At 47.4% G+C, this 23,350-nt stretch carries 23 protein-coding genes; 9 read left to right on the top strand and 14 right to left on the bottom strand.

What is annotated here, in order from left to right; all coding sequences use genetic code 11:
• Window positions 1-28 precede the first annotated feature (28 nt).
• The gene (locus BUR42_RS06820) at window positions 29-817 is read left to right on the top strand and encodes a transglutaminase-like domain-containing protein (RefSeq protein ID WP_074238509.1); all 789 of its coding nucleotides are present in this window, start codon (window positions 29-31) and stop codon (window positions 815-817) included.
• Here BUR42_RS06820 and BUR42_RS06815 read toward each other — a convergent pair.
• From BUR42_RS06815 to BUR42_RS06790, 6 genes are all read right to left on the bottom strand, one after another.
• A complete protein-coding gene (locus tag BUR42_RS06815; RefSeq protein ID WP_084185441.1) occupies window positions 814-2,001 on the bottom strand; it encodes an erythromycin esterase family protein in 1,188 nt (395 codons plus the stop codon). The genes BUR42_RS06820 and BUR42_RS06815 overlap by 4 nt on opposite strands.
• 23 nt (window positions 2,002-2,024) lie before the next feature.
• Entirely contained in the window at window positions 2,025-2,738 is a 714-nt protein-coding gene (locus BUR42_RS06810) for a LytR/AlgR family response regulator transcription factor (protein WP_200798227.1), read from the bottom strand.
• Window positions 2,735-3,805, bottom strand: a complete 1,071-nt coding sequence (locus tag BUR42_RS06805; protein ID WP_074238507.1) for a sensor histidine kinase — start codon at window positions 3,803-3,805, stop codon at window positions 2,735-2,737. Before BUR42_RS06805 ends, BUR42_RS06810 begins: the two co-directional genes overlap by 4 nt.
• Before the next feature lie 165 nt (window positions 3,806-3,970).
• Entirely contained in the window at window positions 3,971-4,411 is a 441-nt protein-coding gene (locus BUR42_RS06800) for a DUF3276 family protein (protein ID WP_074238506.1), read from the bottom strand.
• Between the two features lie 164 nt (window positions 4,412-4,575).
• Window positions 4,576-6,372 carry an ABC transporter ATP-binding protein gene (locus BUR42_RS06795; RefSeq protein ID WP_074238505.1) on the bottom strand — a complete coding sequence of 599 codons (1,797 nt, stop codon included), beginning with the start codon at window positions 6,370-6,372 and terminating at the stop codon, window positions 4,576-4,578.
• A 35-nt stretch (window positions 6,373-6,407) separates the two neighbouring features.
• Window positions 6,408-8,105, bottom strand: a complete 1,698-nt coding sequence (locus BUR42_RS06790) for a chloride channel protein (protein ID WP_074238504.1) — start codon at window positions 8,103-8,105, stop codon at window positions 6,408-6,410.
• Window positions 8,106-8,196: 91 nt separating this feature from the next.
• Between BUR42_RS06790 and BUR42_RS06785 the strand changes: the two genes are divergently transcribed.
• Window positions 8,197-8,850 carry a Crp/Fnr family transcriptional regulator gene (locus BUR42_RS06785; protein ID WP_074238503.1) on the top strand — a complete coding sequence of 218 codons (654 nt, stop codon included), beginning with the start codon at window positions 8,197-8,199 and terminating at the stop codon, window positions 8,848-8,850.
• A 36-nt stretch (window positions 8,851-8,886) separates the two neighbouring features.
• Here the strand turns inward: BUR42_RS06785 and BUR42_RS06780 are convergent, their stop codons facing one another.
• Window positions 8,887-9,816, bottom strand: coding sequence for a phosphoribosylaminoimidazolesuccinocarboxamide synthase (locus tag BUR42_RS06780; protein ID WP_074238502.1), 930 nt, complete (start codon window positions 9,814-9,816; stop codon window positions 8,887-8,889).
• Between the two features lie 82 nt (window positions 9,817-9,898).
• On the opposite strand from BUR42_RS06780, the gene BUR42_RS06775 reads away from it, so the two are divergent.
• Both BUR42_RS06775 and BUR42_RS06770 read left to right on the top strand, forming a co-directional pair.
• The gene (locus BUR42_RS06775) at window positions 9,899-10,153 is read left to right on the top strand and encodes a hypothetical protein (protein ID WP_074238501.1); all 255 of its coding nucleotides are present in this window, start codon (window positions 9,899-9,901) and stop codon (window positions 10,151-10,153) included.
• 14 nt (window positions 10,154-10,167) lie between these two features.
• The gene (locus tag BUR42_RS06770; RefSeq protein WP_074238500.1) at window positions 10,168-10,857 is read left to right on the top strand and encodes an MgtC/SapB family protein; all 690 of its coding nucleotides are present in this window, start codon (window positions 10,168-10,170) and stop codon (window positions 10,855-10,857) included.
• Here the strand turns inward: BUR42_RS06770 and BUR42_RS06765 are convergent, their stop codons facing one another.
• Window positions 10,858-11,778, bottom strand: coding sequence for an EamA family transporter (locus BUR42_RS06765; protein WP_074238499.1), 921 nt, complete (start codon window positions 11,776-11,778; stop codon window positions 10,858-10,860). It abuts the gene before it with no gap.
• On the bottom strand, window positions 11,775-12,401 hold the full coding sequence (locus BUR42_RS06760) for a CGNR zinc finger domain-containing protein (protein WP_074238498.1): 627 nt from the start codon (window positions 12,399-12,401) through the stop codon (window positions 11,775-11,777). The genes BUR42_RS06765 and BUR42_RS06760 overlap by 4 nt, the downstream gene beginning before the upstream one ends.
• A gap of 574 nt (window positions 12,402-12,975) precedes the next feature.
• Here BUR42_RS06760 and BUR42_RS06750 point away from each other — a divergent pair.
• From BUR42_RS06750 to BUR42_RS06730, 5 genes are read left to right on the top strand one after another with little or no spacing between them, the layout of a single operon-like run.
• The gene (locus tag BUR42_RS06750) at window positions 12,976-13,863 is read left to right on the top strand and encodes a decaprenyl-phosphate phosphoribosyltransferase (protein WP_084185633.1); all 888 of its coding nucleotides are present in this window, start codon (window positions 12,976-12,978) and stop codon (window positions 13,861-13,863) included.
• Window positions 13,860-14,453, top strand: a complete 594-nt coding sequence (locus BUR42_RS06745) for an HAD family hydrolase (protein ID WP_074238495.1) — start codon at window positions 13,860-13,862, stop codon at window positions 14,451-14,453. Before BUR42_RS06750 ends, BUR42_RS06745 begins: the two co-directional genes overlap by 4 nt.
• 20 nt (window positions 14,454-14,473) lie before the next feature.
• Window positions 14,474-16,015, top strand: coding sequence for a patatin-like phospholipase family protein (locus tag BUR42_RS06740; RefSeq protein ID WP_074238494.1), 1,542 nt, complete (start codon window positions 14,474-14,476; stop codon window positions 16,013-16,015).
• Between the two features lies 1 nt (window position 16,016).
• Window positions 16,017-16,613: a hypothetical protein gene (locus BUR42_RS06735; protein WP_074238493.1), complete on the top strand. Its 597-nt coding sequence runs from the start codon at window positions 16,017-16,019 to the stop codon at window positions 16,611-16,613.
• A 58-nt stretch (window positions 16,614-16,671) separates the two neighbouring features.
• Entirely contained in the window at window positions 16,672-18,447 is a 1,776-nt protein-coding gene (locus BUR42_RS06730; RefSeq protein WP_074238492.1) for an ABC transporter ATP-binding protein, read from the top strand.
• Here the strand turns inward: BUR42_RS06730 and BUR42_RS06725 are convergent.
• Genes BUR42_RS06725 through BUR42_RS06705 form a run of 5 tightly spaced genes read right to left on the bottom strand, consistent with a single transcriptional unit; the run spans window position 18,437 to window position 23,306 of the window.
• Window positions 18,437-19,201: a LytR/AlgR family response regulator transcription factor gene (locus tag BUR42_RS06725; RefSeq protein WP_074238491.1), complete on the bottom strand. Its 765-nt coding sequence runs from the start codon at window positions 19,199-19,201 to the stop codon at window positions 18,437-18,439. The genes BUR42_RS06730 and BUR42_RS06725 overlap by 11 nt on opposite strands.
• A gap of 10 nt (window positions 19,202-19,211) precedes the next feature.
• Window positions 19,212-20,222: a sensor histidine kinase gene (locus tag BUR42_RS06720; RefSeq protein ID WP_074238490.1), complete on the bottom strand. Its 1,011-nt coding sequence runs from the start codon at window positions 20,220-20,222 to the stop codon at window positions 19,212-19,214.
• Between the two features lie 4 nt (window positions 20,223-20,226).
• Complete coding sequence (locus tag BUR42_RS06715; RefSeq protein WP_074238489.1) at window positions 20,227-20,433, bottom strand: hypothetical protein; 207 nt, start codon at window positions 20,431-20,433, stop codon at window positions 20,227-20,229.
• Window positions 20,434-20,481: 48 nt separating this feature from the next.
• Window positions 20,482-21,114, bottom strand: coding sequence for a tetratricopeptide repeat protein (locus BUR42_RS06710; protein ID WP_074238488.1), 633 nt, complete (start codon window positions 21,112-21,114; stop codon window positions 20,482-20,484).
• 11 nt (window positions 21,115-21,125) lie between these two features.
• Entirely contained in the window at window positions 21,126-23,306 is a 2,181-nt protein-coding gene (locus tag BUR42_RS06705) for a TonB-dependent receptor (protein ID WP_074238487.1), read from the bottom strand.
• Between the last annotated feature and the right edge of the window lie 44 nt (window positions 23,307-23,350).

Below are 23,350 nucleotides of genomic sequence, written 5' to 3'. Positions count from 1 at the left end.
CCGCGCTAAAATTCACTACTTTACATACATGCTCATACAAGCCTCCTGTTTGCTGGACCTTACCTGCGAAACCCCGGTTCCTACCACTTTTATGCTTCGTGCAAAAAGCGGCGTTGGCCAGTTTGTGATCAAAGAAGAAATGCACACCAGCCCCTTCTGTACCATGACGGAGTTCACGGACAATTACGGCAACCTCTGCCAGCGCATAGTATTACCTGTAGGCAATTTCCGTATAGAAAGCAGTGTGCTGGCAGATTGCGTGGACACCATAGAAGTAGATCATAACGCAGGCTGGACGGCGATTGAATATCTCCCTGATTTCATGCTCCACTACCTCCTGCCCAGCAGGTATTGTGAATCTGATAAAATGGCGGACCTGGCTGCAGCGATCACAAAACATGCAGGAACAGGTTATGAACAGGTAGCGGCTATCTGCCAATGGATACAAAATAATATCCGTTATCAATATGGCACTACCAACAGTTCTACTTCTGCCTGGGACATCCTCTCTGCTAAAGTTGGGGTATGCCGGGATTTCTCACACCTCGGTATTTCCCTTTGCAGGGCATTGGATATCCCCGCCAGGATGGTAACGGGTTATCTTTTTGGCTTAAAACCCATGGACCTGCATGCCTGGTTTGAAGTATACCTTACCGGACGCTGGTATTGCTTTGATGCCACACAAACAGAACCAAAAGGCAGGCGGATCACGGTAGCTTATGGCCGCGACGCTTCAGATGTTGCTTTTGCCAGTCACTTTGGGCCGGTACGCTTAAACGAAATGCTCGTGAAGGTAAACGAGTTTGTACCAGCCTAAAGACTAACTGCCGCAGTAGTTTTATCGATATAGATCAACCAGTCAAACAGATCTCCCAGCTTCCCCGGTTTTTCAGGGAACTGATATTCCGAAGCAAATACGCCTATACTCCTGAACTTCCCTTCCACCGGCACTTTTTTCAAGGGCAGCAGGAAAACAGGGATCCCCGTTTGATGCAGTATATACTCTGCCGTTCCGGGGCCTGCCGGTATCAGCACATTATCTGTTTTCATATTCTCTGATTTTTCAATGGCTGCGCGGTAAGTGCCTGTGCTGGTAGCAAAACCTATACAGGTATAAGACTCGCCATAATGCCGCTTTAAGTTTGCGCCCATTGTATTGAACTCCACGGTAAAGATATGCTGCCGGCCAATATGGCCATTATGTGCCCACAGCATCATCTTCTCCCCGGGATGCAGTTTGATAAGATGATCAATATTCAATGCCATCATAGAATCCCGGGTGTTTAGTGCCTGCAGGAAATCTTTTTTGTTGAACTGGTGCAATGCGGCAGAAATGTTATTGATCATCCAGGTGGCTTGTTCCCAGGCAGTGTCAGGAACAATAGCAGGTTTGGGAGGAAGGCTGTGTAAAACGCTGTCTACGATACGGCTGGCCATGTGCATGGCATCGTTGATGCTGTCCACTCCTTCTCCGTCATAATCTGTGAACGGGGTGAAGATATTTGTTTTGTATTGTGTTTCAAATGTGCGCAGGGCACGAACATAACTATCCATCTGCTGAGAATCAAAACCAGCGAAAGTGAGTTTGCGGGTATGCTGCGTATTGTAATCTTTCATCCATTCTATCAGGTCCGTCAGTTCCTTTACCTGCCATACGGAATGAAATTCATCTTTCAATATTTGCCGGGGATCTCCCTGGCCGGTAAGGATATAATTGTTGATCAGGTTGGCTCCATAAATGCCATCTTCAATTGCAAACACGGTATAGCCCATTTCTTCTACCAGGAATTCAAACACCTGTTGTTTCATGGTAAAGCATTCATGTGAGCCGTGTGTAGCTTCTCCCATACCAACTATCTGCGTGCCTGCCAGTGCTTTTTTCAATGGTTTGAGATCCGCTTTTCCGTTTAAGGGAAAAGCTGCCCGGCGAACAGATTGTGCCAGGGTAACAGAACAAAGCAGGCATAACATGCCCATTAACGATAGGTACATTCGTTTCATACATAAACTATTTTAAATGATCATCAGATACCGCGCAACTCGCGGAAGAGGATGGATTGCCGCCTGGACACAGGTATTTTAGTGCCGTCCGTTAACTCCAGTTGCAGCAGGTATTGGTTCAGTGCGGTGATATGCAGTACGTGTTCAAGGTTTACGATATGTTTACGGCTGGCCCTGAAAAAGTGCTGGGGATTCAGCCGTGATTCCAGCGATTGCAGGCTGCGGGCCAAAAGCGGCGCATGTTTCCCGAAACAGATGCGTGTATAACTTCCGGTTGATTCCAGCAGCCGGATGTCTCCCAGGGGAACAAACCAGCAACGTTCCCCATCTTTCACAAAGATCTTTTCCCGGAGGTCGGGGTATTGCGTTGTTGGTACTGTTGGTCTTGTTACCTCCTGCAACCGTTCCAGGCTTTCGGCCAAACGTTTTACAGTGACGGGCTTCAGCAGGTAATCCAGGGCATTTACTTCAAATGCCTTGATGGCATAGGCATCATATGCGGTGGTAAAGATCACTTCAGGTACAGTTTTGAGTTGTTCCAGCAGCGTAAATCCATTTGCTTCCGGCATTTCAATGTCGAGGAAGATCAGCTGCGGAAGGGTACGTTCAATGAGCTGCAAAGCTTCTGCCACATTAGATGCTTCACCCGTTATGGTAATGAAAGGGAACTGTTGTAATACAGTACGCAGGTCTTTCCGTGCCAGCCTTTCATCATCTACGATCACTGCTTCTATCATGCTCTGGGTAATTTTACGGTAGCATGTACGGTATGCTGCCCTGTGTTACGGATAGAGAAAGTTGCTTTGTTCCCGTACAAAAGCGCTAAACGTTTAATGGTCCCCGTTATGCCGAACCCATTCTGCAAAGTATCTTCTGAGATCTTCCCGGTATTTTCCACGTGAATGCAGTAATGTTTGTCTTCCATCTGTGCTTTGATCCTGATATCTCCGCCTGCCGCCTTTTGGGAGATACCATGTTTGATGGCATTTTCCACAAGGGTTTGTAATAACATAGGCGGCATGGATTGCTCATATGCGGCGGGATCAATTTCATACTGCACCTGTAAGCGATCTTCAAACCGGATCTTTTCAATAGCCAGGTAATGCTGCACTACTTCCAGTTCCTTTGCAAAAGAGATCTGTTGCTGATGTTCCACCAACATGGCGCTTCTGAGTACTTCCGCCAGTTCTCCTACTGCGTTTTGTGCACGCAGCGGATCTTCAGCTATGAGACTGCGGATGCTGGTGAGGGCATTGAACAGGAAATGCGGGTTTAGTTTAGACTTCAGTGTGTCCAGCTCTGCCTGTTTCAAACGGTTTTCTGCTTCCAGCCCTATGCGTTTGAACCTGCCTTGCAGGGAACTGAAATAAATGATCACCCAGCCCCATACCACCAGGTGCCATACCATCCAGATAATACCCATGATCACGATGAAGGTGGTAGTTCTGCTGGCGAATGTTTGTTTAGCAGCATCCATGGATACCATGAATTTATCCCAGCCACCTGCTATGATGATCTCATAAGTGAGGAAGGTAGCGGTGATGCCCAGCGATGTGAGGAACACACTGAACCATAATTTCAGGAACAAAGCGCCGAAGCGGTAACGGACCAGGTTTTGCCTGCGCAGGTACAGGTGTAAGAGATGCGTGTAAAAGATACCGCTGAGGATAGCGCCATAGAACTCAAGGTCACTAAATACATCCAGGCGGAAGGCAAACCCATCTGTACGAATGTTGTTGTAGAGATAAGTGAAGGAAAGCCATCCCACAACCTGACAGATCCAGTAACGGTAGCGCATTTTCATACAAACAAAACTAAGTGATGTGGTTTAATGTTGCACAATGAACCTGATCGAACGGAATATTTGGGCATTGAATGGAATATTTCCCGGCCAGGTGCTTTAAAATAAAAAACCCCCGGTGTATTCCGGAGGTTTAAAAGAGTTCTTATTTGGTTGACAGGGAATGTATTACCATTTGTCTACATCCTCGCTGGATTGAGCGGGGGCTGCTATTTCCACTGCTTCTGCTGCAGGTGCAGATACTTCAGCGCGTGGTCCGGCAGACTCAGTGCCTTCTCCACCATCCTGCTCTTCTTCACGATTTTCTGAATAGTCGTGATTGTAAGCATCAAAATCGAAATCTGGCATCAACTCAGTTTTCACATAGTTGATGGTTTCTGTTAAAGCGTTCAGAAACTTATTGAAATCTTCTTTGTACAGGAATACTTTGTGCCTGTCGTAACCGTTGTCGTTGAAACGTTTTTTACTTTCTGTGATAGTAAGAAAGTAATCGTTACCCCGAGTTGTTTTTACATCAAAGAAATAAGTTCTTCTTTTACCCGCTTTCAATCGCTTGGAAAAGATGCTGTCGTTGTTTCTTTCCTGTTGATTGTTGTTTTCGTACGCCACAGTTGATAGATTTAAGTGTTAACGAATCAAATCCTGTTTGAATGATCAATAATCAACAAATATACTATTGTTTTACAAATATCAAAATATTTTTAAATGATTTTGAAAAAACATCTTATATTTCGCGTAAACCTTGATGGCAGCGACATACAACGGTATGAAAACTACCCGTTTACACTTTCTTCAGCCCCGGTTTGCTGCCTGGCATATAGCTCTGCATAGTATCCGTTAAGTGCAATTAATTCATCGTGCGTTCCGCTTTCAACCATCTTTCCCTCGTCCAGAACGATGATCTTATCGAATGCAAATAAGGAGAAGATCCTATGGGTGATGATGATGGCAGTCTTGTCTTCCAGATAGGCATACAGGTTACCTATTATCTCCTTTTCCGTACGGGCGTCTACGGCAGAAAGGCAATCGTCGAACACCATAATGTTGGGGTTGCGGATCAGGCCACGGGCAATAGACACCCGCTGTTTCTGGCCACCACTGAGGGTTACGCCCCTCTCTCCCACTATCGTGTTAAAACCTTCGGGGAACTGCAGGATGTCTTTTTCCACGGAAGCCTGCCTGGCTGCCTGCTGTACGGTTTCCTCTGTAGCTGTGGGTTCGCCGAAGCGGATATTATTACTGATGGTATCTGAGAACAGGAACACATCCTGCGGTATGTAACTGATCTGCATCCGCAAACTGTTGAGTTTCAGGTTCCGGATATCTTCCCCATCCATCTTTACCTGCCCGCTCTGCGGATCATACATTCGTATGAGTAGCTGGGCCAGCGTGCTTTTGCCGGAACCGGTCCGCCCGATGACCGCTATTTTCTGACCGGGTTTGATCTTCAGTTCAAAGTTCTTCAGGGCCTGGATGCCGGTATGCGGATAAGTGAAGGATACGTTTGAAAAATGGATCTCCCCTTTCAGCGTAACATCTATAGCACCCGGCTCATCTTTGATCTGTGGCTTTTCATCCAGGAATTCATTGATCCGCTGCTGTGATGCCGCAGCCCGCTGGATCATAGAAGCCACCCAGCCAATAGAAAAGAAAGGGAAGGTGAGCATGTTCACATACAATACGAACTCCGCCAGGTTACCCACGGTGATATTCCCATTGATCACCTGCATACCGCCAATGAAAATGGTGAAGATCACACTCAGCCCTATCATTAGTCCCATAGCGGGTTGGTAGAGGGCATCGGTTTTGGCAAGACTGATAGAGCTTTGTTTATAGGCTTCGCTGGCTTCCTCAAAATGCCGGGCGCTGGGTTCTTCCTGTACGTATGATTTGATCACCCGGATGCCGGAATAATTCTCCTGCGCAATGGAGGTGATATTGGATAACTGGGATTGAATGCGTTCACTTTTCTTGTGGATCACCCGGTTCACAAAGTAAATGGTGATGGCCAGCAAAGGCAGCGGCGATAAGGTGTAGAGGGTGAGCATAGGGTTCACTTCCCACATGAGCCAGATGATCATTACCATCATAATAATGGTGCGTGCTGCATACATAATGGCCGGGCCTACATACATGCGTACCCGGGAGACGTCTTCCGTGATACGGCTCATGAGGTCGCCCGTGCGGTTCATTTTAAAGAAGTTCAGGTCCAGGCGCTGGTAATGCTGATAGACCTCGTTTTTGAGATCATATTCGATATACCGGCTCATAACAATGAGGGTCTGCCTTTGCAGGAACATGAAAAATCCGCTTAACAATGCCAGGCCCAGGATAGACACCCCGTAGAAAGCCAGGCTTTTGGAAAAGGAACTTCTGAAAGCCTCTTTCAACCCCGTGTCGCTGATCATGGGATAGTTTTTCAGGTTCTGCTCCAGGAGATCAAAGATCTGCCGCACGAGAACGGGCTGAAAAACGTTGAACGCAACGGATACAGCGGTGAACAACATGCCAAGAAGGAAGCGCCATTTATATCGGACGAAGTACTTGTTTAAAACTGCCAGGTGTTTCATAATGCTTTACAAATGTAGGCATTGATCCCATGCGCTCAGTTTTTCCCTTTATACTTTAATATCTGCCGCCCCTGCAGGATGAGCTTAAAACCGCTGCGTTTAATGGAAATAGCGCGCTGATATGCATCATTGTCCCTGCGGTTTTGCCGGTAAGCTCTCAGGATCATCTGTGCATCGAGCATGCCCAGCACTTCCTGTTTATTCTCTTTATTTACGACCGGCAGGGTGTTGATATTGTAGCGGCCCATGATGTCTATTGCCAGGCCCAGCCTGCTTTCAGGATACACATAGATCGTCTGGAAATTTGCGGGCCGGCCCTGTTCCTGTTTCTCCATCACCGTTTCCACAGAGAGGTGCTGCAATACATCCGGCTCATATTTATCTGGTGTATAAACACCCCTGCGATGAATCTTTTCCGTCATAATGGAGCTCTTCATCATAAAAAAGGATACAAAATAAGAAGCTGTGCAGGCGCCCAGCAAGGGTAACAGCCCATGTGGCTGCATAGTGCATTCAAATGCAAATACAATAGAGGTCAGTAATGCCCTGGCAGCTCCGGCAAACATGGCCGCCATTCCTATCAATGCACAGGTAGGCAGGTTGATGGAGCTTTCCGGGAAAATGCTGAGCACCAGCATGCCCAAAGCTATGCCCGTGGCCCCTCCTATGGTAAGCAAAGGAGCCAGCGTACCACCGGATGTTCCGCTGCCGAGGGATACAGACCAGGAAATGAATTTCAGGAAACAGAGGCCCAACACCAATTGCAAAGGCAAAGAACCGGAGAGCAGATCGGTGATATTACTATAGCCCACACCCAGGGTATAAGGTGCAAAGTACCCCGTTACCCCTACTGCCACTGCTCCTATAGCCGGCCACCACATCCAGTGGATGGGGAGCTTTTCAAACAGGTCTTCTATGAAATATACACTTTTGGAAACCCCTGCTGCAATTACGCCGATCATTGCACCCAGCAAGAGATACCAGAGCATATCCTGGTAAGTGGGCGATGGAATTACCGGCATGACAAATACCGGTGCCGTATCAAATAAGAGGTAGTGCATGGCGGCACCTGTTGCACAAGCTAATGCTACAGGGATAATGGAACGTGGCGAAAATTCAAACAGGAGTAATTCTATGGCCAGCAGCACAGCAGCAATGGGTGTTCCGAAAATGGCCGCCATACCGGCGGTAGCACCAGCCGTAAGCATGATCTTCCTCTCGCTGGGGGTGATATGCATGATCTGCCCTGCAAAAGATCCAAATGCACCACCGGTGGCAATGATGGGGCCTTCCGCACCAAAAGGACCTCCCGTTCCAATAGAAACGGCGGCAGACAAGGGTTTGAGGATGGTGATAATTGGTTTGATCCTGCTTTCATTGGTGAGTACCTGCTCCATTGCTTCGGGAATACCATGCCCCCTGATAGCTGCAGAACCGGTACGGGCAATGATCCCAACCAGTAATCCGCCGATCACGGGGATGGCAATTACCCAGATGCCTAATTGATTGGCAGCAGGACCATGTTCCGCAAAAGAGAACCGGCCGTAAAAGGAAATATTGGTGATCAGGTTGATCAATGCCACGAGGGCCTTAGCCACAAAGCCTATCACAATAGCATTCAGTACAACCTGGATACTTAAAAAGAACACCCGTTTGGAAACCACGTTTTCTTCTGTTATATGGATATCATCCACCAGGGAAGGTGCAACGGGAATGGACTCATCTTTGCTCATACCTGCATGATTTTACCAGCAAAAGTATTGCATAAACAATATTTTATAGTGATTATTTAAGTAATTTTGCCATAATTATATGATTTAAACAATGAATGGTCATCCAAATTGTTTCCTGTGCAGGCATAGTTTACCGGAATGGAGTGGCGCCATCGCCACACATGCCGGCATTGTTCATTTCAAAAAAGGGCAGCGCATTTTCCAGGAAGGAGAACCTGCTACCGGCTTTTACTTTTTGCATGAAGGCAAGGTGAAAGTGCATAAACAATGGGGCGAAGAAAAGGAACTGATCATCAAATTTGCTAAAGAAGGTGATGTGCTGGGGCACAGGGGAATGGGGCCGCAACAGCTGAACCCGGTTACTGCCACTGCCTTGGAAGCGGGCAGCGCCTGTTTCATTACAGCAGGATTCTTTCGCACCACGCTGGCCGTGAACAATGAACTTACTTACCAGATGATGTTATTATATGCGCAGGAATTACAGGTGGCAGAACATAGTATGCGGAACATGGTGCATATGGATGTGAAAGGCCGCATTGCAGATGCCCTGCTGAAGATCAGGGATTTCTTTGGAACGGAAATGCTCCTCACCAAACAGGATATGGCATCCTATGCGGGCACTACTTACGAAACCTTGTTTAAAGTATTGAATGAACTGGTGCAGGAACAGGTGATCACGGTGAACGGAAAGAAGATCCAGATCAAAAAGGAGAAGAAACTAAAGGATTGTATCCGGTATAGTTAAAATGAAAAGGGGAACATTGCTGCTCCCCTTTCTTATTTATAAACTTTTCAGTGTGTCGATGATCTTTTTCTCTGCATCAGCTGGTGCTACATCTTCTTTTTTGAATGTTTGCCCGGTGATGTTCTCGAACAGCTCAATGTAACGGTTGCTTACGCTTTCGATGAAAGCATCTGTCATTTCCGGTACCTGCTGGCCTTCCTTGCCCTGGAAGCCGTTCTCCATCAGCCATTCCCTTACAAATTCCTTGCTCAGCTGCTTTTGTGCTTCGCCGGCTTTTTGTTTGGCTTCGTATCCTTCTGCATAGAAGTAACGGGAAGAATCCGGGGTATGAATCTCGTCTATCAGGTAAATGGTGTCGCCGATCTTACCGAATTCGTATTTGGTATCTACGAGGATGAGGCCACGTTTAGCTGCTAATTCACGGCCACGCTGGAACAATGCCAGTGTGTATTTCTCCAGCTGCTCATAATCTGCCTTGCTTACTAAACCGCTGGCAATGATCTCGTCGCGGGAGATATCTTCATCATGACCTTCGTGTGCTTTGGTGGTTGGCGTAATGATCGGTGTGGGGAAATAATCATTTTCCTTCAGGCCTTCCGGCATGGTTACACCGCAAAGTACACGCTGGCCGCTTTTGTAAGTACGCCATGCATGGCCGGTGAGGTTACCGCGTACAACCATTTCCACAGGGAAGGTTTCGCATTTCAGACCAACGGTAGCGCTTGGCAACGGTACGGATTTTACCCAGTTAGGTACGATATCCTTTGTAGCATCAAGCATAATTGCCGCTATCTGGTTCAGCACCTGGCCCTTGTAGGGAATGGGACGGGGTAATACCACATCAAATGCAGAAATGCGGTCACTGACAAACATCACCATCCACTTATCTTCAATGGTGTACACGTCCCGAACTTTACCTTTGTAGAAAGCGGTTTGATTCGGGAAATTAAATGTAGACTCTAACATGCCGGATTATTTTAATAGATTACGTATTTTTTTGGTGCTGCAAAAATACGCTGACCGGCGTTAACTTTACAAAGCATTTTTTATGGAAGGGTCAGAAAAAATATATCAGCCTATAGATTGCGATTATTATGATCGCCTGGAAGCCTGGGCTACCATGCATACCATTTGCCTGTTGGTGTTCCGGGACGAAAACGGGGAGGAACAAACCGTTTCCGGCCGCATAGAGGACCTTTATGCTTTGAATAAAGTGGAATATTTACGGATGGACAACGGGCTGCTGATCCGTTTGGACCAACTTTTGTCTGTGAATGGCACGCCTCTGCCGGGCGCCTGCTGATTAAATTACCGAGTATGCAAAAAATCCATGAATTACTGCTGGACCCATCTTTCCAGGAAATAGGTTTCACCCGTTTACTGATTGCCCTGGCGGCTGGTTCCATCCTGGGGCTGGAAAGGGAATTTCAGCGCAAAGCTGCCGGGATCCGTACCATTGCACTTATTTGTGTAAGTTCTGCACTATTTACGATCCTCAGCGTGGAGATCGGCGGTGCTGCCACAGGAGACCGTATTGCTTCCAATATCCTTACAGGTGTTGGCTTTATTGGCGCCGGTGTGATATTCCGGGGAGGATTTACCATAGATGGTATCACTACCGCCACTGTGATCTGGATCTCTGCGGCCATCGGTATGGCTATTGGTGTGGGGGAATATAGACTGGCCTGGGCAGCAGTGGGTATTTCTTTACTGGTGCTGTGGGGCCTTACCTTCGTGGAGAAGTTTATCATGAAAGAAAGGGAACGGAAATACTATGCTATCAAATACCGGGAAGATTCCATTTCAACCGCTGAACTGGAAACCATGTTTACCAGTAACCGGCTTCTGGTGAAGGCGCTTTCCACTACCAAAACACGGGAAAACCAGATGGTGGTGCTGGAAGGAAAATATGAATTAACCGGCCCAATTACCAGGTTAACAGCATTAAATGAGCTGTTGCTTAAAAACGAGCATATCCTCCAGTTTGAAGTGGAACTAACCAAGTGATCAGTGTTTCTTTTTAACTTTGCCCACCGTCATCAATACCACCCCGCCAATTACGATCACGGAACCAATCACCGATTGCCAGGTCAGCACCTCGTCTACGATCAGCCAACCCAGGAAGATCGCTACCACCGGATTCACATATGCATAGGTAGCTGTTAAATGTGCAGGCGCATTATTTACCAGCCAGCTGTAAGCAGTATATCCTACCAGGGATCCAAAGATCACGAGATAGGCAATGGCGGACCATGCCCTTATTGTCATTGTCTCAACTGTATGCCAATCATGCCGTTCCAGCAAACAACTTAAGATTATACATGAAACCATACCTGCCAGCATCTGGATGCCGGAAGAGGTAAATTGTTTCGGCGTATCCAGCCTTGGAGAAAGCAGGGAACCTAATGCCCATGCAATGGAACCAACCGTTAAAACCGGGATGGGCCATAAGGGATAAGACCTTGCGGCACCGCTGCCTGCAGAGAACAGGTGGAAAGGATCGAAAATATAAAAGAGGCCCGCAAAACCCAGTACCAACCCCCATAGCGTGAGGGGTTTAGGGCGTTCTTTACTGAAAAAGGCCCAGTCCAGCGCAATGAACCATGCAGGCAAGGCAGCAATAAAAAGGGCTACAAGGCCTGAGGGCATGTATTTCACGGAAAGCGCCACGCTTGAATTGCCAATGCCTATCAGTAAGATCCCGATGAGCGATGCATTCAGCCATTGTTTACGGGTAGGCATTTCCTTTTCCTGCCAGAAACCCACACTCAACATAATGGTGCCGGATAAAATGAACCGCATGGCAGACAGCAGGAATGGCGGAACTGTTTCAGTCCCTATTTTCATTCCTAAATAGGTGGATCCCCAAATGATATATACAAGCCCTAAGGCTATGATGAGTTTTGTTTTTTTGGAGCTGGTGGTCATGGTTTCTTTCGTTCTTTTTTCTTGCGGTGATAAGCCTGTTTAACTTTTGAGACGTCTCCACAGGTAGCCATACTGCACCATTTCCGCGACTTGTTCTTACTCCTGTCCAGGAACAACCAGTAGCAGGACGGGCATTTTTTCAAAAGAGATAACTCTTTGCCAGTCAATAATTCAGCTACACTTTGCAACATTAACCATGAAGGCTGCTCCAGTGCCGGGCGGGTATAGATCAGCTTCATTTCTTTGCTGGTTTTGTCAAAATGCAGCTCAAGGTAACTCAAAGCATTGGCAAGCTGTGTACTCAATTGCTGTAATTCCAGTTCCGGTGGTTTGCCTTTTTCTATCAGCTGGCTGAATGCCCTGTAAAGCAATTCCCGGAGGGCGATGGTTTTATCGAATTCCTGGCGGGCCTGATCGGGGTAGGCTTTGGCCAGGCGTTCCAATACCTGGCGGGTTTTAGCCGGCATAAGTTCAAGCCGTTCACAGAGGTCCAGCAGATCGCGGTAGTGGCTGAGGTAGTCCATGCCGGTTTCCTTGCTCCGGTTGTCTTTTGTATTGACAAAGTTGAGACAGGCAATTCCGCCGTCCAGGCGCATGGTTTGTATGGTTTTCGCTTCAGACATCTGTAAATACTAACCGGCTAAACTGGTTTTGCTGGTTATACAAAGGTAGGCATAATGTGTAGTTTTCCAAACCCAATGTCTGACTTTAAAGAAGAGGGGTTTATTTATTGGGAATGAGTGTGTTAAGCAGTATTTTTCCAACGGTGTATTGCAGGGCCACTGATAGGATTTTAAGGTGCGGGTGCAGGTCAAAAGGTAGCAAAAATCATAGTTGACAGCCACCAATCCCGTATCATTCCCGTATCAATCCCGTATCAATCCCGTAGCCATCCCGTATTAAGGTGGGGTACCTGTCAAAAGAACATCCCATGCGGCAGAAATGACAGGGATAGTCCTTAAAATAACTGTAAACAGCATTGATCTTCAGCAGCTTCCGCCAGTAGCGAATCCGCACCATTTCTACACCTAATAACTTGAAGATCAAACTATCATCCCTTCTTCTTTCATATAAATGTAGATTTTGAAATAAACTACACTATATATTTGATCACAAGCGATTTACACAGTAATTCACAGGTCTGGTAGTATATTCCTGAGATTCATTGTATCTTGCCGCGCATTAATGTTTAATCCCGTGGAATATCTGAAACTATTAAGGCCAAAGCATTGGGCGAAGAACTTATTCCTGTTCATCCCCCTTTTTTTCGTGGGCGATATCTTCAATACGCAAAAGCTTCTCGTAGTATTCGGCGGGTTCATCTGTTTCAGCCTTCTGGCCAGCAGTATTTATATCATCAACGATTACCGGGATATGGAGGCGGACCGGGCACACCCTACCAAAAGCAAACGCCCCCTGGCATCCGGCAAGGTCTCCAAAAATGCTGCGTTGATCATTTTTGCCTTACTGGTGATGGGCGGTTTTGGGTTTGCTTATTTCATTGACCAGAAATTTACCTTCATACTCAGCCTGTACTTCTTCCTGAACCTCGCTTACTCCTTTGGGCTTAAGAACATCTCCATCCTGGATATCTTCATTGTGTCCGTTGGTTTTGTATTGAGGGTAAAAGCAGGTGGCGTACTTTCCAAAGTAGCCGTATCCGAATGGCTCATGCTGATGGTATTCCTCCTGGCCCTGTTCATGGCTATCGCCAAAAGAAGGGACGACATTGTACTGAAGATGGCTTCCGGAAAAGATATGCGGGTAGCTTCCAAAGGGTACAATATGGACTTCCTGAATACCTCCCTGGCCCTGGTGTCTGCGGTGATCATTGTCACCTACCTTATGTACACAATGGACCAGCATACCATGGCCCGTTTCAAAACATACCGCCTTTATTATACGAGCATTTTCGTAATTGCCGGATTAATGCGATATTTACAAATAGCGTATGTAGAGAACAATACAGGTTCGCCAACTTCTATCCTATACAAAGACAGATTTATCCAGATAAACATTCTCCTCTGGGTGTTGAGTTTTTACGTAATCATTTATCTGCCAACGAATAAGAGCTTTTTTGAATGAAGAACGTGATCGCTTTCTTTGATTTTGATGGTACCATAACAGCAAAAGACACCCTTTTTGAGATCATCCGGTTTCAAAAGGGCGGCGCTGCGCTTTACCTGGGTATGGCCCTGCTATCTCCATTACTGGTGCTGTTCAAAATGAAAGTGATCTCCAATCAGCAGATGAAAGAGATAGTGCTCCGCTTCTATTTCAGGAATATGCCCGTAGAAGTATTCCAGCAGGTATGTAATGATTTCTGCCGGCTTCGTTTACCTTCCCTGTTACGCCCCAAAGCATTGAATGCAATCGCCTGGCACCAGTCCGAAGGCCATCATGTGTACATTGTTACGGCCTCTGCAGAGAACTGGGTAGCCCCCTGGAGCGAAACCCTGAAGATACCCTGCCTGGGTTCTGTCCTTGAGATCAAAGATGGCCTGGTAACAGGCAGGCTGGTGGGCAAGAACTGCAATGGCAATGAAAAGGTGTGCCGGATCAAGGAAGCCGTACACCTTACTACCTACGCTACCATTTATGCTTATGGCGATAGCAGTGGCGACAAGGAAATGCTGGCACTCGCGCAGCATCCCGGCTTTCGCACATTTGAGTAGAATATTGCTTAAATTTAAGCATGCCTGCAAAAAAGAAAGTTCCTATTGAATACTTCACGGAAGCACCTGCCGTGTTACAGGTACTTCAGCAATTAGCAGAAAGGTTTGATGAACCCGGCTCCTCCCGCAATTACAAAAAACTGGAGATCTCAGACACCCTGGATGGGGAGGGATATCAATACGTAAACCTGGTCCAGGAAGGCGGTGGTGTATTGGGTATTGCGCTGGTAGGTTATACCTATGTGCTGGAAAAAGTGGGGATCCGCTTCATGCGATTGGCGGGCACCAGCGCGGGAGCTATCAATACCACCCTGATGGCTGTTGTGAAAGCGGACGAACGGACCAGCTCTGAAAGGATCCTGGAATACCTCTGTGAGAAACCGTTCTTTGATTTTGTAGATGGTCACCCTTTCGCCCAAAAGCTCATTAAATGGGTGGTAAAAACAGAAAACTTCGCCAAACGTATCAAACGCTGCGGGCTTTGGCTGGGTATTATCCTTGCCCTGCTTATTGTATTGGACATCCTGAGTGTGGGTTTGCGTTTTCATTACCCGGTGTTCAGCGGAGTAGCCCTTGTTAGTTTTATCTTAACGGGCATTGTGCTGATGAGCCTGGGGCTGGCAGGAGGATATTTCGGCTACCTGATCCAGCGGCTCAAGAACCGCGGCTTTGGCATCAATCCCGGCAGGAACTTTACGGAATGGATCAAAATGATCATGGAAAAGAACGGGGTGAATAATATTGACGACCTGGAAGCAGTATCGGAAAAGATCCCGGAGGGTTTACACCTGAGGCCTGGGATCCAGATAGACAAGAACCTGGGCGACAATCCGCTCAAAGGTTTAAAACCGGATATCACCCTGATCACCTCTGATATCATCACCCAGAATAAAATTGAATTTCCGCGTATGTGGAACCTGTTCCGGGAAAACAAACACGAGATCCATCCGGCAGAATTTGTGCGGGCCTCCATGAGTATTCCACTCTTCTTTGAATCACACATCATCCGCAACATTCCAAGGGACCTGCCCATTATTCAAACCAACTGGCGCAATCACCTGCTGCTGGAACCAAAAGACATTCCCACAGCGGTGCGTTTTGTGGACGGCGGCGTATTATCCAACTTCCCCATCAACGTATTATACAACCCGGAGGTGACCATTCCCCGTTTACCCACGCTGGGTATTGAACTGGATGATGCGGAACCCGCTGACAATACCCGGAACCAGGCAGATAACCTTAGCCTGGGCGCTTATATGGGTAAGCTTTTCAATACCGTGCGGTATTATTATGATAAGGACTTCCTGTTAAAAAACAGTCTTTTCCGCAAAGGGATCGGCGTGATCAAAGTAAGTGAATACAACTGGCTGGACTTTAATATCTCAGATGAAAAGCAAAGGGAATTATTCATCCTCGGCGCACAGGCCGCCGCTAAGTTCCTGCTGGAAGACTTTAACTGGCAGGAATATAAGACCGCGCGGATCATTGTACATCAGCAGGTGAACACTTCCCGGAAAGATATGCGCGGCGTATCTGATCTCTTAACACAAAGCAGGAAATAAGATGATGTTATACTTTATGCTCTCCTTCACCCTGATGCTGTTCACTGCTTTGTGGATGCTGCTGCTCGGCAAAAAGTTCAGCTACCGGGATGCAGCCGGCGTAGAGATCCCGTTCAGCATCCTGGACCTGCAATTCCCTTCATCAGAACAGGAGCTTTGCAACATTATGAAGGGGCTCTCTCCTGTTGCCCGAAAAGCGCTGCGTGCCCATTTGTGGGTAGATTTCCTTTTCATGGCGGGTTTTTACCCTTCCATTGCCATTCTCTGCATCATTGTGGGGTACAAAACCGATGTGGGGCAGTATTTTTTCTGGCTGCTGGCTGCTTTGCAATTGGCGGCCTGGCTGTTTGATATACTGGAAAACGGTTATTGCCTCCGCAAACTGCGTAAACCGGTGGTGGCCCCAACCAATAATGCTTTTCGGAGTTATTCCTTTTTTGTATATGCTAAATTCGCCCTTTGCCTGGCAGGGGGGCTTTCTGTTCCGGCGCTCTTTTATTGCTGGATAACAGGGGATTTTGAAACGGGCTCCCTGTTGTATGGCGGGATTATAGTAGCAGAGATCCTCATTGCTTTATGGATCAAAGCAAAGGCCTGATACAATATTTATCCGCCAGGATCGTCTTCTCCCTAAGGAACGCTAACTTCGCAGCCGTATGGAGCAACAGACAAAACGTGCAAAGATCACATTTTCAGGTATTCGCAATGCATTAAGGCTTTATCAATATGCTAAACCCTACCGTTGGCAATTCGGACTGGGATTGATCATGTTGTTATTATCCTCCGCTGCCAGTCTTGCTTTCCCCAAACTCCTGGGCGATCTGATAGATACCAGCCATAAAGGGCCGATGATGCAACATATACAGCAGATAGGCCTGGTCCTCATAGCGGTATTGATCCTTCAATCCACCTTTTCCTATTTCCGCATCCGGATCTTTGTATCCGTTACAGAAAAAACACTCGCCGCGCTGCGGCAGGCCACTTATAGCCACCTGATCAAACTCCCCATGAAGTTCTTTGCGGAACGCAGGGTGGGAGAACTGAACAGCCGCATCTCCTCAGATATCTCACAATTGCAGGATATGTTCACCACCACGCTGGCAGAATTCCTGCGGCAGGTGCTCATGATCATCGGCGGCATCATCCTGCTGGCGCTTACTTCCGGCAAACTCACCCTTTTTATGCTGGCCATTCTGCCGGTGATCTGTTTGCTGGCGGTGTTCTTTGGTAAATTCATCCGGCGCTTCTCCAAACAGGTGCAGGCACAGGTGGCCGAATCCAATACTATTGTGGAGGAAACCCTGCAGGGCATTTTTAATGTAAAAGCTTTCGCCAACGAGTATTTTGAAATAGGCCGGTACAGGACCAAAACCAACGAAGCCGCACGCACAGGTATTAAGGCCGGCGTTTACCAGGGCGCTTTTGTGTCTTTTATTATCCTCGGCTTGTTTGGCGCTATGGTAGCGGTTATCTGGAAAGGGGCACTGATGATGTCTGCAGGTGAACTGGAAGTAGGGCAACTGTTTTCCTTCATCCTCTATTCCGGTTTCATTGGTGGTTCCATCAGCGGGCTGGCAGAGATCTATACCCGTATTCAAAAAGCTATTGGTGCATCTGAAAACCTCCTGGAGATCCACGATGAACCAACCGAAGATATTCACCTGCTTTCCGCTGAACAAAAAGCGCCGGGCATTTCAGGAGACATCCGTTTTGAAAGTGTGAGCTTCTCCTATCCTTCCCGGAAAGATATTCCTGTATTGCAGGATGTTAGCTTCCATGCGCAACCCGGATGGCAGGTAGCACTGGTAGGGCCGAGCGGGGCTGGTAAATCTACCATTGTTTCCCTGCTGCTGCGTTTTTATGATCCGGCCAACGGCGCTATCTTCTTTGATGGTAAAACAGCTTCCGCCTACGACCTCTCTGTGCTGCGTAACCAGATGGCGGTTGTACCGCAGGATGTATTCCTCTTTGGGGGAACCATCCTGGAGAATATTGCTTACGGCGATCCGCATGCTACAGAAGAACAGATCATGGAAGCGGCGAAGAAAGCCAATGCCTGGGAGTTCATCCAGAAATTCCCTGAGGGTTTGCAAACTATTGTGGGGGAACGGGGCGTGCAGTTATCAGGCGGGCAACGTCAGCGGATAGCTATTGCAAGGGCTGTTTTGAAAGATCCGCGGATCCTTATATTAGACGAAGCAACTTCTGCACTGGATTCAGAATCAGAACGTTTAGTGCAGGATGCGCTGGATAAACTGATGCAGGGACGTACTTCTATTGTGATCGCACACCGTTTGTCCACCGTGCGCAGAGCAGATATGATCCTGGTGATGGATAAAGGAATGATCGTGGAAGAAGGTACGCATGAAGAGCTGATGGTCAAAGATGAAGGATTGTACAAAGGGCTGAGTGAACTGCAGTTTACGGTGTGATCCATTCCTTAAAAGCGGCTGCTTTATCTTTGCTTACCATTACGGGCAGCGGTTTTGCCATCTTCAGCTGCAGGTTTAATTTCCCTGTATCATCTGAGCGGTAGCCACTTAGAAAAGCCTTCTGCACAATACACTGCCGGTTAGCACGATAGAATTCCTGCGGGTCCAGCAGGTCTTCCACTTCATCCAGCGAACGGAAATCGGTGATCCATTGCCTGCCATCCGCCTGGTGCAGATAGATCAGTTCCTGTTTCGTAAAACATACGATCTCTCCTACCGGTACCACATACACGCTGCGCCCGTAATGAACCGTGAAGCTTTCTTTAAAGGCCTGTTTGCGTTGCTGATGCTGCACAAACTGCATGAGTTCCTGCAGGTATACCGGGTTACTGTACTTTTCCCGTAACAGTGCAAATTTCTTAAACGCATTCTCCAGTTCCTCCACATCCACCGGTTTCAATAAATAATCTATGCTGTTGATCTTGAATGCCCGGATGGCATAATGATCATATGCTGTGGTGAAGATCACCGGGCAGGCAGGCTGCAGATGATTGAAAAGATCGAGGCTGATACCGTCTGATAACTGGATGTCTGCAAGGATCAGATCAGGATGCGGGTGCTGTTGCAGCCAGGCGTTTGCTTCCCGTAAACTTGCCAGGGGGCCTGATAATTGCCAGTCTGGCTGCAGCTGATGTACCAGTCTCACTAAATGTGCAGCTACCAGCGGTTCGTCTTCAAGGATCAGTACTTGCATATGGGTTGGTTTACAATAAGGGCAATGCTACGGTAAACGTATCGGTTTCATCTTTCACTATTACAGGCCGTTCGCTCAGGAAAGTGTACAGGCTTTTTAACTGTTCCAGTCCTTGTTTATCAGAATGTGCCAACTGCCTGCGGACCTGTTTGTTATTCGTTACTTCCAGGTAACCGTCTTTCTCCGAAATATGAATGTGTAAAGGGTTTCCGGGGTGTACTTCATTGTGCTTCACGGCATTGTCTATCAGCATTTGAAGTGTTACCATGGCAATACCTTTCTCCCGTGCTGCTTCATGTACCCGGATGTCAATCACCAGCGCTTTATCAAACCTGATTTCCAGTAAAGCGATATAATGCGCGAGGAAATCGAGTTCCGTTTGCAGGTTTACTACTTCTTTATCCCTGTTCTGTAATACATACCGGTATACTTTAGCCAGGTGACCAATGAAGCGGGAAGCCAGGTCCGGGTTCACTTTCACCAGACTGTCCAGCGAGGTGAAAGCATTGAAAAGGAAATGTGGGTCTACCTGGTTCTTCAGCTGGTGGTATTGGAGCTGCACTTTTTCCCTTTCCAGTCTTTCTGCTTTCACTACCCCTTCTTTCCATACAGCCGTAAAATGCTGGCTGATCAGGGCCATATTCACGGCCAGCGACACCAGGTTATTGATGGTGGCAATCATGGCCCTGCCCAGGTTGGACAGCTCAAATTGCGGTAACTGTTCCAGGCATGCAAAAACAATCGTCCTCAAAATATATACCAGCACAATCCCTATTACAACCTGCAGGATCACACGGGCATAGATGCTTCTGGAAAACGGGAGGAACCGGTTTAACAGGCGGTGAACGGCAGAGAGGATGGTCCAGATGATCTGTGTAACAATGATCACCGGGATGGAAAATAACAGGTGCCGCCCCAGGGACATAGGGTCGAACAGTGCAGCCCTTATGCTCCATGCCACTATTACAAAAGCGATGGTGATGGCGATGCGGATAGCATGTTTTCTGAGAAATGATTCCATAGTATTATCCTAAGTTACGGAGTTGTTTTTTAATAAGATGTCCTTTCCACATCCATAAACCACTTAAAACAATCAGGGGGAAGATGATGAATTTCACGGCAAAGGCCGCACGCGGAATCTCTGCCACAGGGCCATAAATATACCCTATCACGGGAATGCTGATGATGATGTGGAACCAGCGCATGATCTTTCTTTCTGTTGATGCTTTCATGATCGTAAAATTTAGCAGTTCCGTTTTTTATACGGAACCGCTATAAGGTTATTTAATCATTTTTTCACAATCTGCTCTTCCCCATTGCGGTGCAACGGCTGATGCAGGTTTTACTTCGAATTGTTTGAGTGCCTGTTCAAATAATTCCTTCGCTTTCTTTTTATCGCCACCCCACATAGCCGGTGTTTTGAATTTGACCAGGCCTTCGAGGTATAAGGCACGCGGATTGGTGGGGTCCAGCTGCCTGGCTTTGCCCAGGTGTGCCCCGGCTATGGGGCCATATTTACGGCCGTTCGTCATCGGATCTGCTTCTACCCTGCTCCTGTTCATGAAGCTGTATACGGTATATACTTCCGCGAGTTCTTTCTGATTACCCCCGGGTTTCACAATGGCTTCTGCTTTTTTAATTTGCTCTTCTGCGATGTTGCTGAACTGCATGGCCCGTTCAGCATCTTTTTGCAGGAAAGCAAGTTTAGTGTTGCTGTATGCCGCATAATAAGCCGGCAGCCAATGTGCAGGTTCTGCAGCAGCCATTCTGCCAAATTCATTCGCCAGCTGCTGGTAATCTGCAATGGATGCAGCAGTGTTCAATTTGGCTACAGCGGTTGCCAGTTGCTGATCCTGTGCCTTTACGGTGTTCAGCATAAAAAATACGGCGATCAGGGAGATCATTTGTTTCATGGTTTATTGTTTTAAAGGTTATCATTCATAAAATCTTCTGTTCTGTCTATTCCCAGGCTCATAAAGATGCCAAGGAAAAAACTTCGTGCAGCCGGTAACGTAACAGGTACTTTCCGGCTTCCATTATAACTGTATTCATATCCGAATACTTGGTTAGTACCCAGCAGGTTATTCACGCCAACAGCAATCACGGTGAAATCCTTTTCCTTCCATTTCGGGAACATGGTGAACATGTGATAGAGCCCCAGGTTCAGTACATTGTATGACTTTGTGGTGCCCTGATCACGGATCTTTCCATAAGGTGTGAGATCGTAATAAGGTCTGCCGGCTGCATAGGAATAAGAGATGCCTACGCTGGTGCGGATAGGTTCTATGAACCGCCTGGCCACCAGGGATGCAGTATGCGGTGCAGCAAAAGAAGGCTCCATCTGGTAAGGGAATTCCAGGTGCTCGCGTTTGGTAGCGAGGTAGGAATAGCTTACCCAGTAATCCAGGCTTTTGATGGATGATCTATCCCGCCAGAACAGTTCAAATCCTTTTGCATCGCCGCTGCCGTTCATACTAATTGTGGGGTATGTTTTCAGCAGCCGGTCGTAATGTTTGTAAAAGACCTCTGCCCTGAATAAACGGCCATTGGCACGGTGCAGGTAGTTCAGGATGTAATGGGTAGCTTTTGCCTGGGGCAGGTTATGATGATCCAATAAGAACCTGTTCTCCGGTTTCTGGTAAAAGATCCCATAAGCGGCGTTGAGGGATGCACCATTCGGTAAACGATATGCCATACTTACACGCGGCGCCAGTTCTGCTGCTTTCAGCAATTGATCATACTCAAAACGCAGGCCTGTACGCAAGGCCAGGTTGTGTGCCAGCCGCCATTCAAATTCCGCGAAGGAAGCATAGTACTGATCGTCCATGAACCGGTCGTGCGTGAACTGGTACTCCGCTCCTGCTTTTAATACATGATGCCCCGCAAAAAAATGGCTTAGCACAAAACGGCCTGTGAAGTAATCTTCACCCAGTTTAAGATGCTGGTTCTTGTTCACATAGGGTGTGTCCGGAATGATCACTACTGCTTTGGACGCATCCAGCAGGTTATTCCGTATGTCCGTGGTGTTATGATTATATCCGGTGGCAAGGTCCAGCTGCCAGTTCTTTGCCAGCTGGCTGCGGTGGCTGATGTTCACATACAGGTTCCTGTCTTCCGCCGCAAAACGTTTACGCAGGCCGGCACTATCGATATCATCTTTTGTGAAGTCCGTTTTATTGTAGCCGAAATTCGCATAAACTTTCAGCAATCCTGTTTTCCCGGTTTTGAGACGGACGTTGAGGTCATTCATGAGGTAAGCCGGGCCTGCTGCAAAGTCCTGCTCCTGCGGGATCACCTTTGTGTAGGCATTGTTATTCATGTACCTGGAATAGAAACCCCAGCTGCTGCGTTTATTTTTTGCCAGCTTTTGCATACCTGCCACTGCAAGCGTGGGCGAAAGACCAATAACCGCAGATGATTTATCATGCATATCTGTAGACTCCATTACCAATGCGCCACTGAGGCCCTGGCCATATAAAGCAGAATACCCGCCGCTGCTGAATACAATCCCGTTAAAAAGAAAGGGAGAAGAAATGCGGTTGAACTGCGGCAGGCCTGGCAGCGTTACATAATAAGGCCTGTTCACCAGTATACCATCCACAAACTGCCGGGTTTCTTCACCCGAACCACCTCTCACAAAAAGCCCTTCCCTTTCACCGATCTGCTGTGCGCCGGGAAGCGTACGGATGGCATTGGCCACATCTCCTCCGTTACCGGGAACGGATACTACATCCATAGCCGTCATTACGGCACCTTTACTTTTATCGCTGGCTTCAAAACTGCCTGCGGAGATCACTACAGGGTCCAATGTGGCAGGGTCTTTTACCAGTATAAAGTGAACCGGAACACCTTTGGTGACCGGTAATATTTTCGCTTTGTAGCCCATGTAAGTGGCCACGAGCATTGTTTCGCCGGTAATATTGGCCTCAAAGCTGAAATTGCCGCTGGAATCAGTACTTGTGCCAACAGCAGTACCTTTTATGGAAATACTGGCGCCTTCCAGGGGCTGATCGTTTTTATCTTTCACGCTGCCAATAATTCGTTGTGCAACGGCGTTATTAAAGGCTAAAACCGCCAGGAGGCAAAGCATCAGGGAAGTTTTCATAAGGTGTTGTTTTACAGCAAAGTAAATTTGCCCGCCCGCCCTGA

The sequence above is a fragment of the Chitinophaga niabensis genome, from assembly GCF_900129465.1.
GTDB classification, from domain to species: Bacteria; Bacteroidota; Bacteroidia; order Chitinophagales; family Chitinophagaceae; genus Chitinophaga; species Chitinophaga niabensis.
Note: the sequence above shows the minus strand (reverse complement) of the source record. Positions and strands in the feature narration are given on the sequence as shown.

Coding starts and splice junctions, on each gene's coding strand:
- BUR42_RS06820 (WP_074238509.1), top strand. CDS start 29: ATGCTCATACAAGCCTCCTGTTTGCTGGACCTTACCTGCGAAACCCCG.
- BUR42_RS06815 (WP_084185441.1), bottom strand. CDS start 2,001: ATGAAACGAATGTACCTATCGTTAATGGGCATGTTATGCCTGCTTTGT.
- BUR42_RS06810 (WP_200798227.1), bottom strand. CDS start 2,738: ATGATAGAAGCAGTGATCGTAGATGATGAAAGGCTGGCACGGAAAGAC.
- BUR42_RS06805 (WP_074238507.1), bottom strand. CDS start 3,805: ATGAAAATGCGCTACCGTTACTGGATCTGTCAGGTTGTGGGATGGCTT.
- BUR42_RS06795 (WP_074238505.1), bottom strand. CDS start 6,372: ATGAAACACCTGGCAGTTTTAAACAAGTACTTCGTCCGATATAAATGG.
- BUR42_RS06790 (WP_074238504.1), bottom strand. CDS start 8,105: ATGAGCAAAGATGAGTCCATTCCCGTTGCACCTTCCCTGGTGGATGAT.
- BUR42_RS06785 (WP_074238503.1), top strand. CDS start 8,197: ATGAATGGTCATCCAAATTGTTTCCTGTGCAGGCATAGTTTACCGGAA.
- BUR42_RS06780 (WP_074238502.1), bottom strand. CDS start 9,816: ATGTTAGAGTCTACATTTAATTTCCCGAATCAAACCGCTTTCTACAAA.
- BUR42_RS06775 (WP_074238501.1), top strand. CDS start 9,899: ATGGAAGGGTCAGAAAAAATATATCAGCCTATAGATTGCGATTATTAT.
- BUR42_RS06770 (WP_074238500.1), top strand. CDS start 10,168: ATGCAAAAAATCCATGAATTACTGCTGGACCCATCTTTCCAGGAAATA.
- BUR42_RS06765 (WP_074238499.1), bottom strand. CDS start 11,778: ATGACCACCAGCTCCAAAAAAACAAAACTCATCATAGCCTTAGGGCTT.
- BUR42_RS06760 (WP_074238498.1), bottom strand. CDS start 12,401: ATGTCTGAAGCGAAAACCATACAAACCATGCGCCTGGACGGCGGAATT.
- BUR42_RS06745 (WP_074238495.1), top strand. CDS start 13,860: ATGAAGAACGTGATCGCTTTCTTTGATTTTGATGGTACCATAACAGCA.
- BUR42_RS06740 (WP_074238494.1), top strand. CDS start 14,474: ATGCCTGCAAAAAAGAAAGTTCCTATTGAATACTTCACGGAAGCACCT.
- BUR42_RS06735 (WP_074238493.1), top strand. CDS start 16,017: ATGATGTTATACTTTATGCTCTCCTTCACCCTGATGCTGTTCACTGCT.
- BUR42_RS06730 (WP_074238492.1), top strand. CDS start 16,672: ATGGAGCAACAGACAAAACGTGCAAAGATCACATTTTCAGGTATTCGC.
- BUR42_RS06725 (WP_074238491.1), bottom strand. CDS start 19,201: ATGCAAGTACTGATCCTTGAAGACGAACCGCTGGTAGCTGCACATTTA.
- BUR42_RS06720 (WP_074238490.1), bottom strand. CDS start 20,222: ATGGAATCATTTCTCAGAAAACATGCTATCCGCATCGCCATCACCATC.
- BUR42_RS06715 (WP_074238489.1), bottom strand. CDS start 20,433: ATGAAAGCATCAACAGAAAGAAAGATCATGCGCTGGTTCCACATCATC.
- BUR42_RS06710 (WP_074238488.1), bottom strand. CDS start 21,114: ATGAAACAAATGATCTCCCTGATCGCCGTATTTTTTATGCTGAACACC.
- BUR42_RS06705 (WP_074238487.1), bottom strand. CDS start 23,306: ATGAAAACTTCCCTGATGCTTTGCCTCCTGGCGGTTTTAGCCTTTAAT.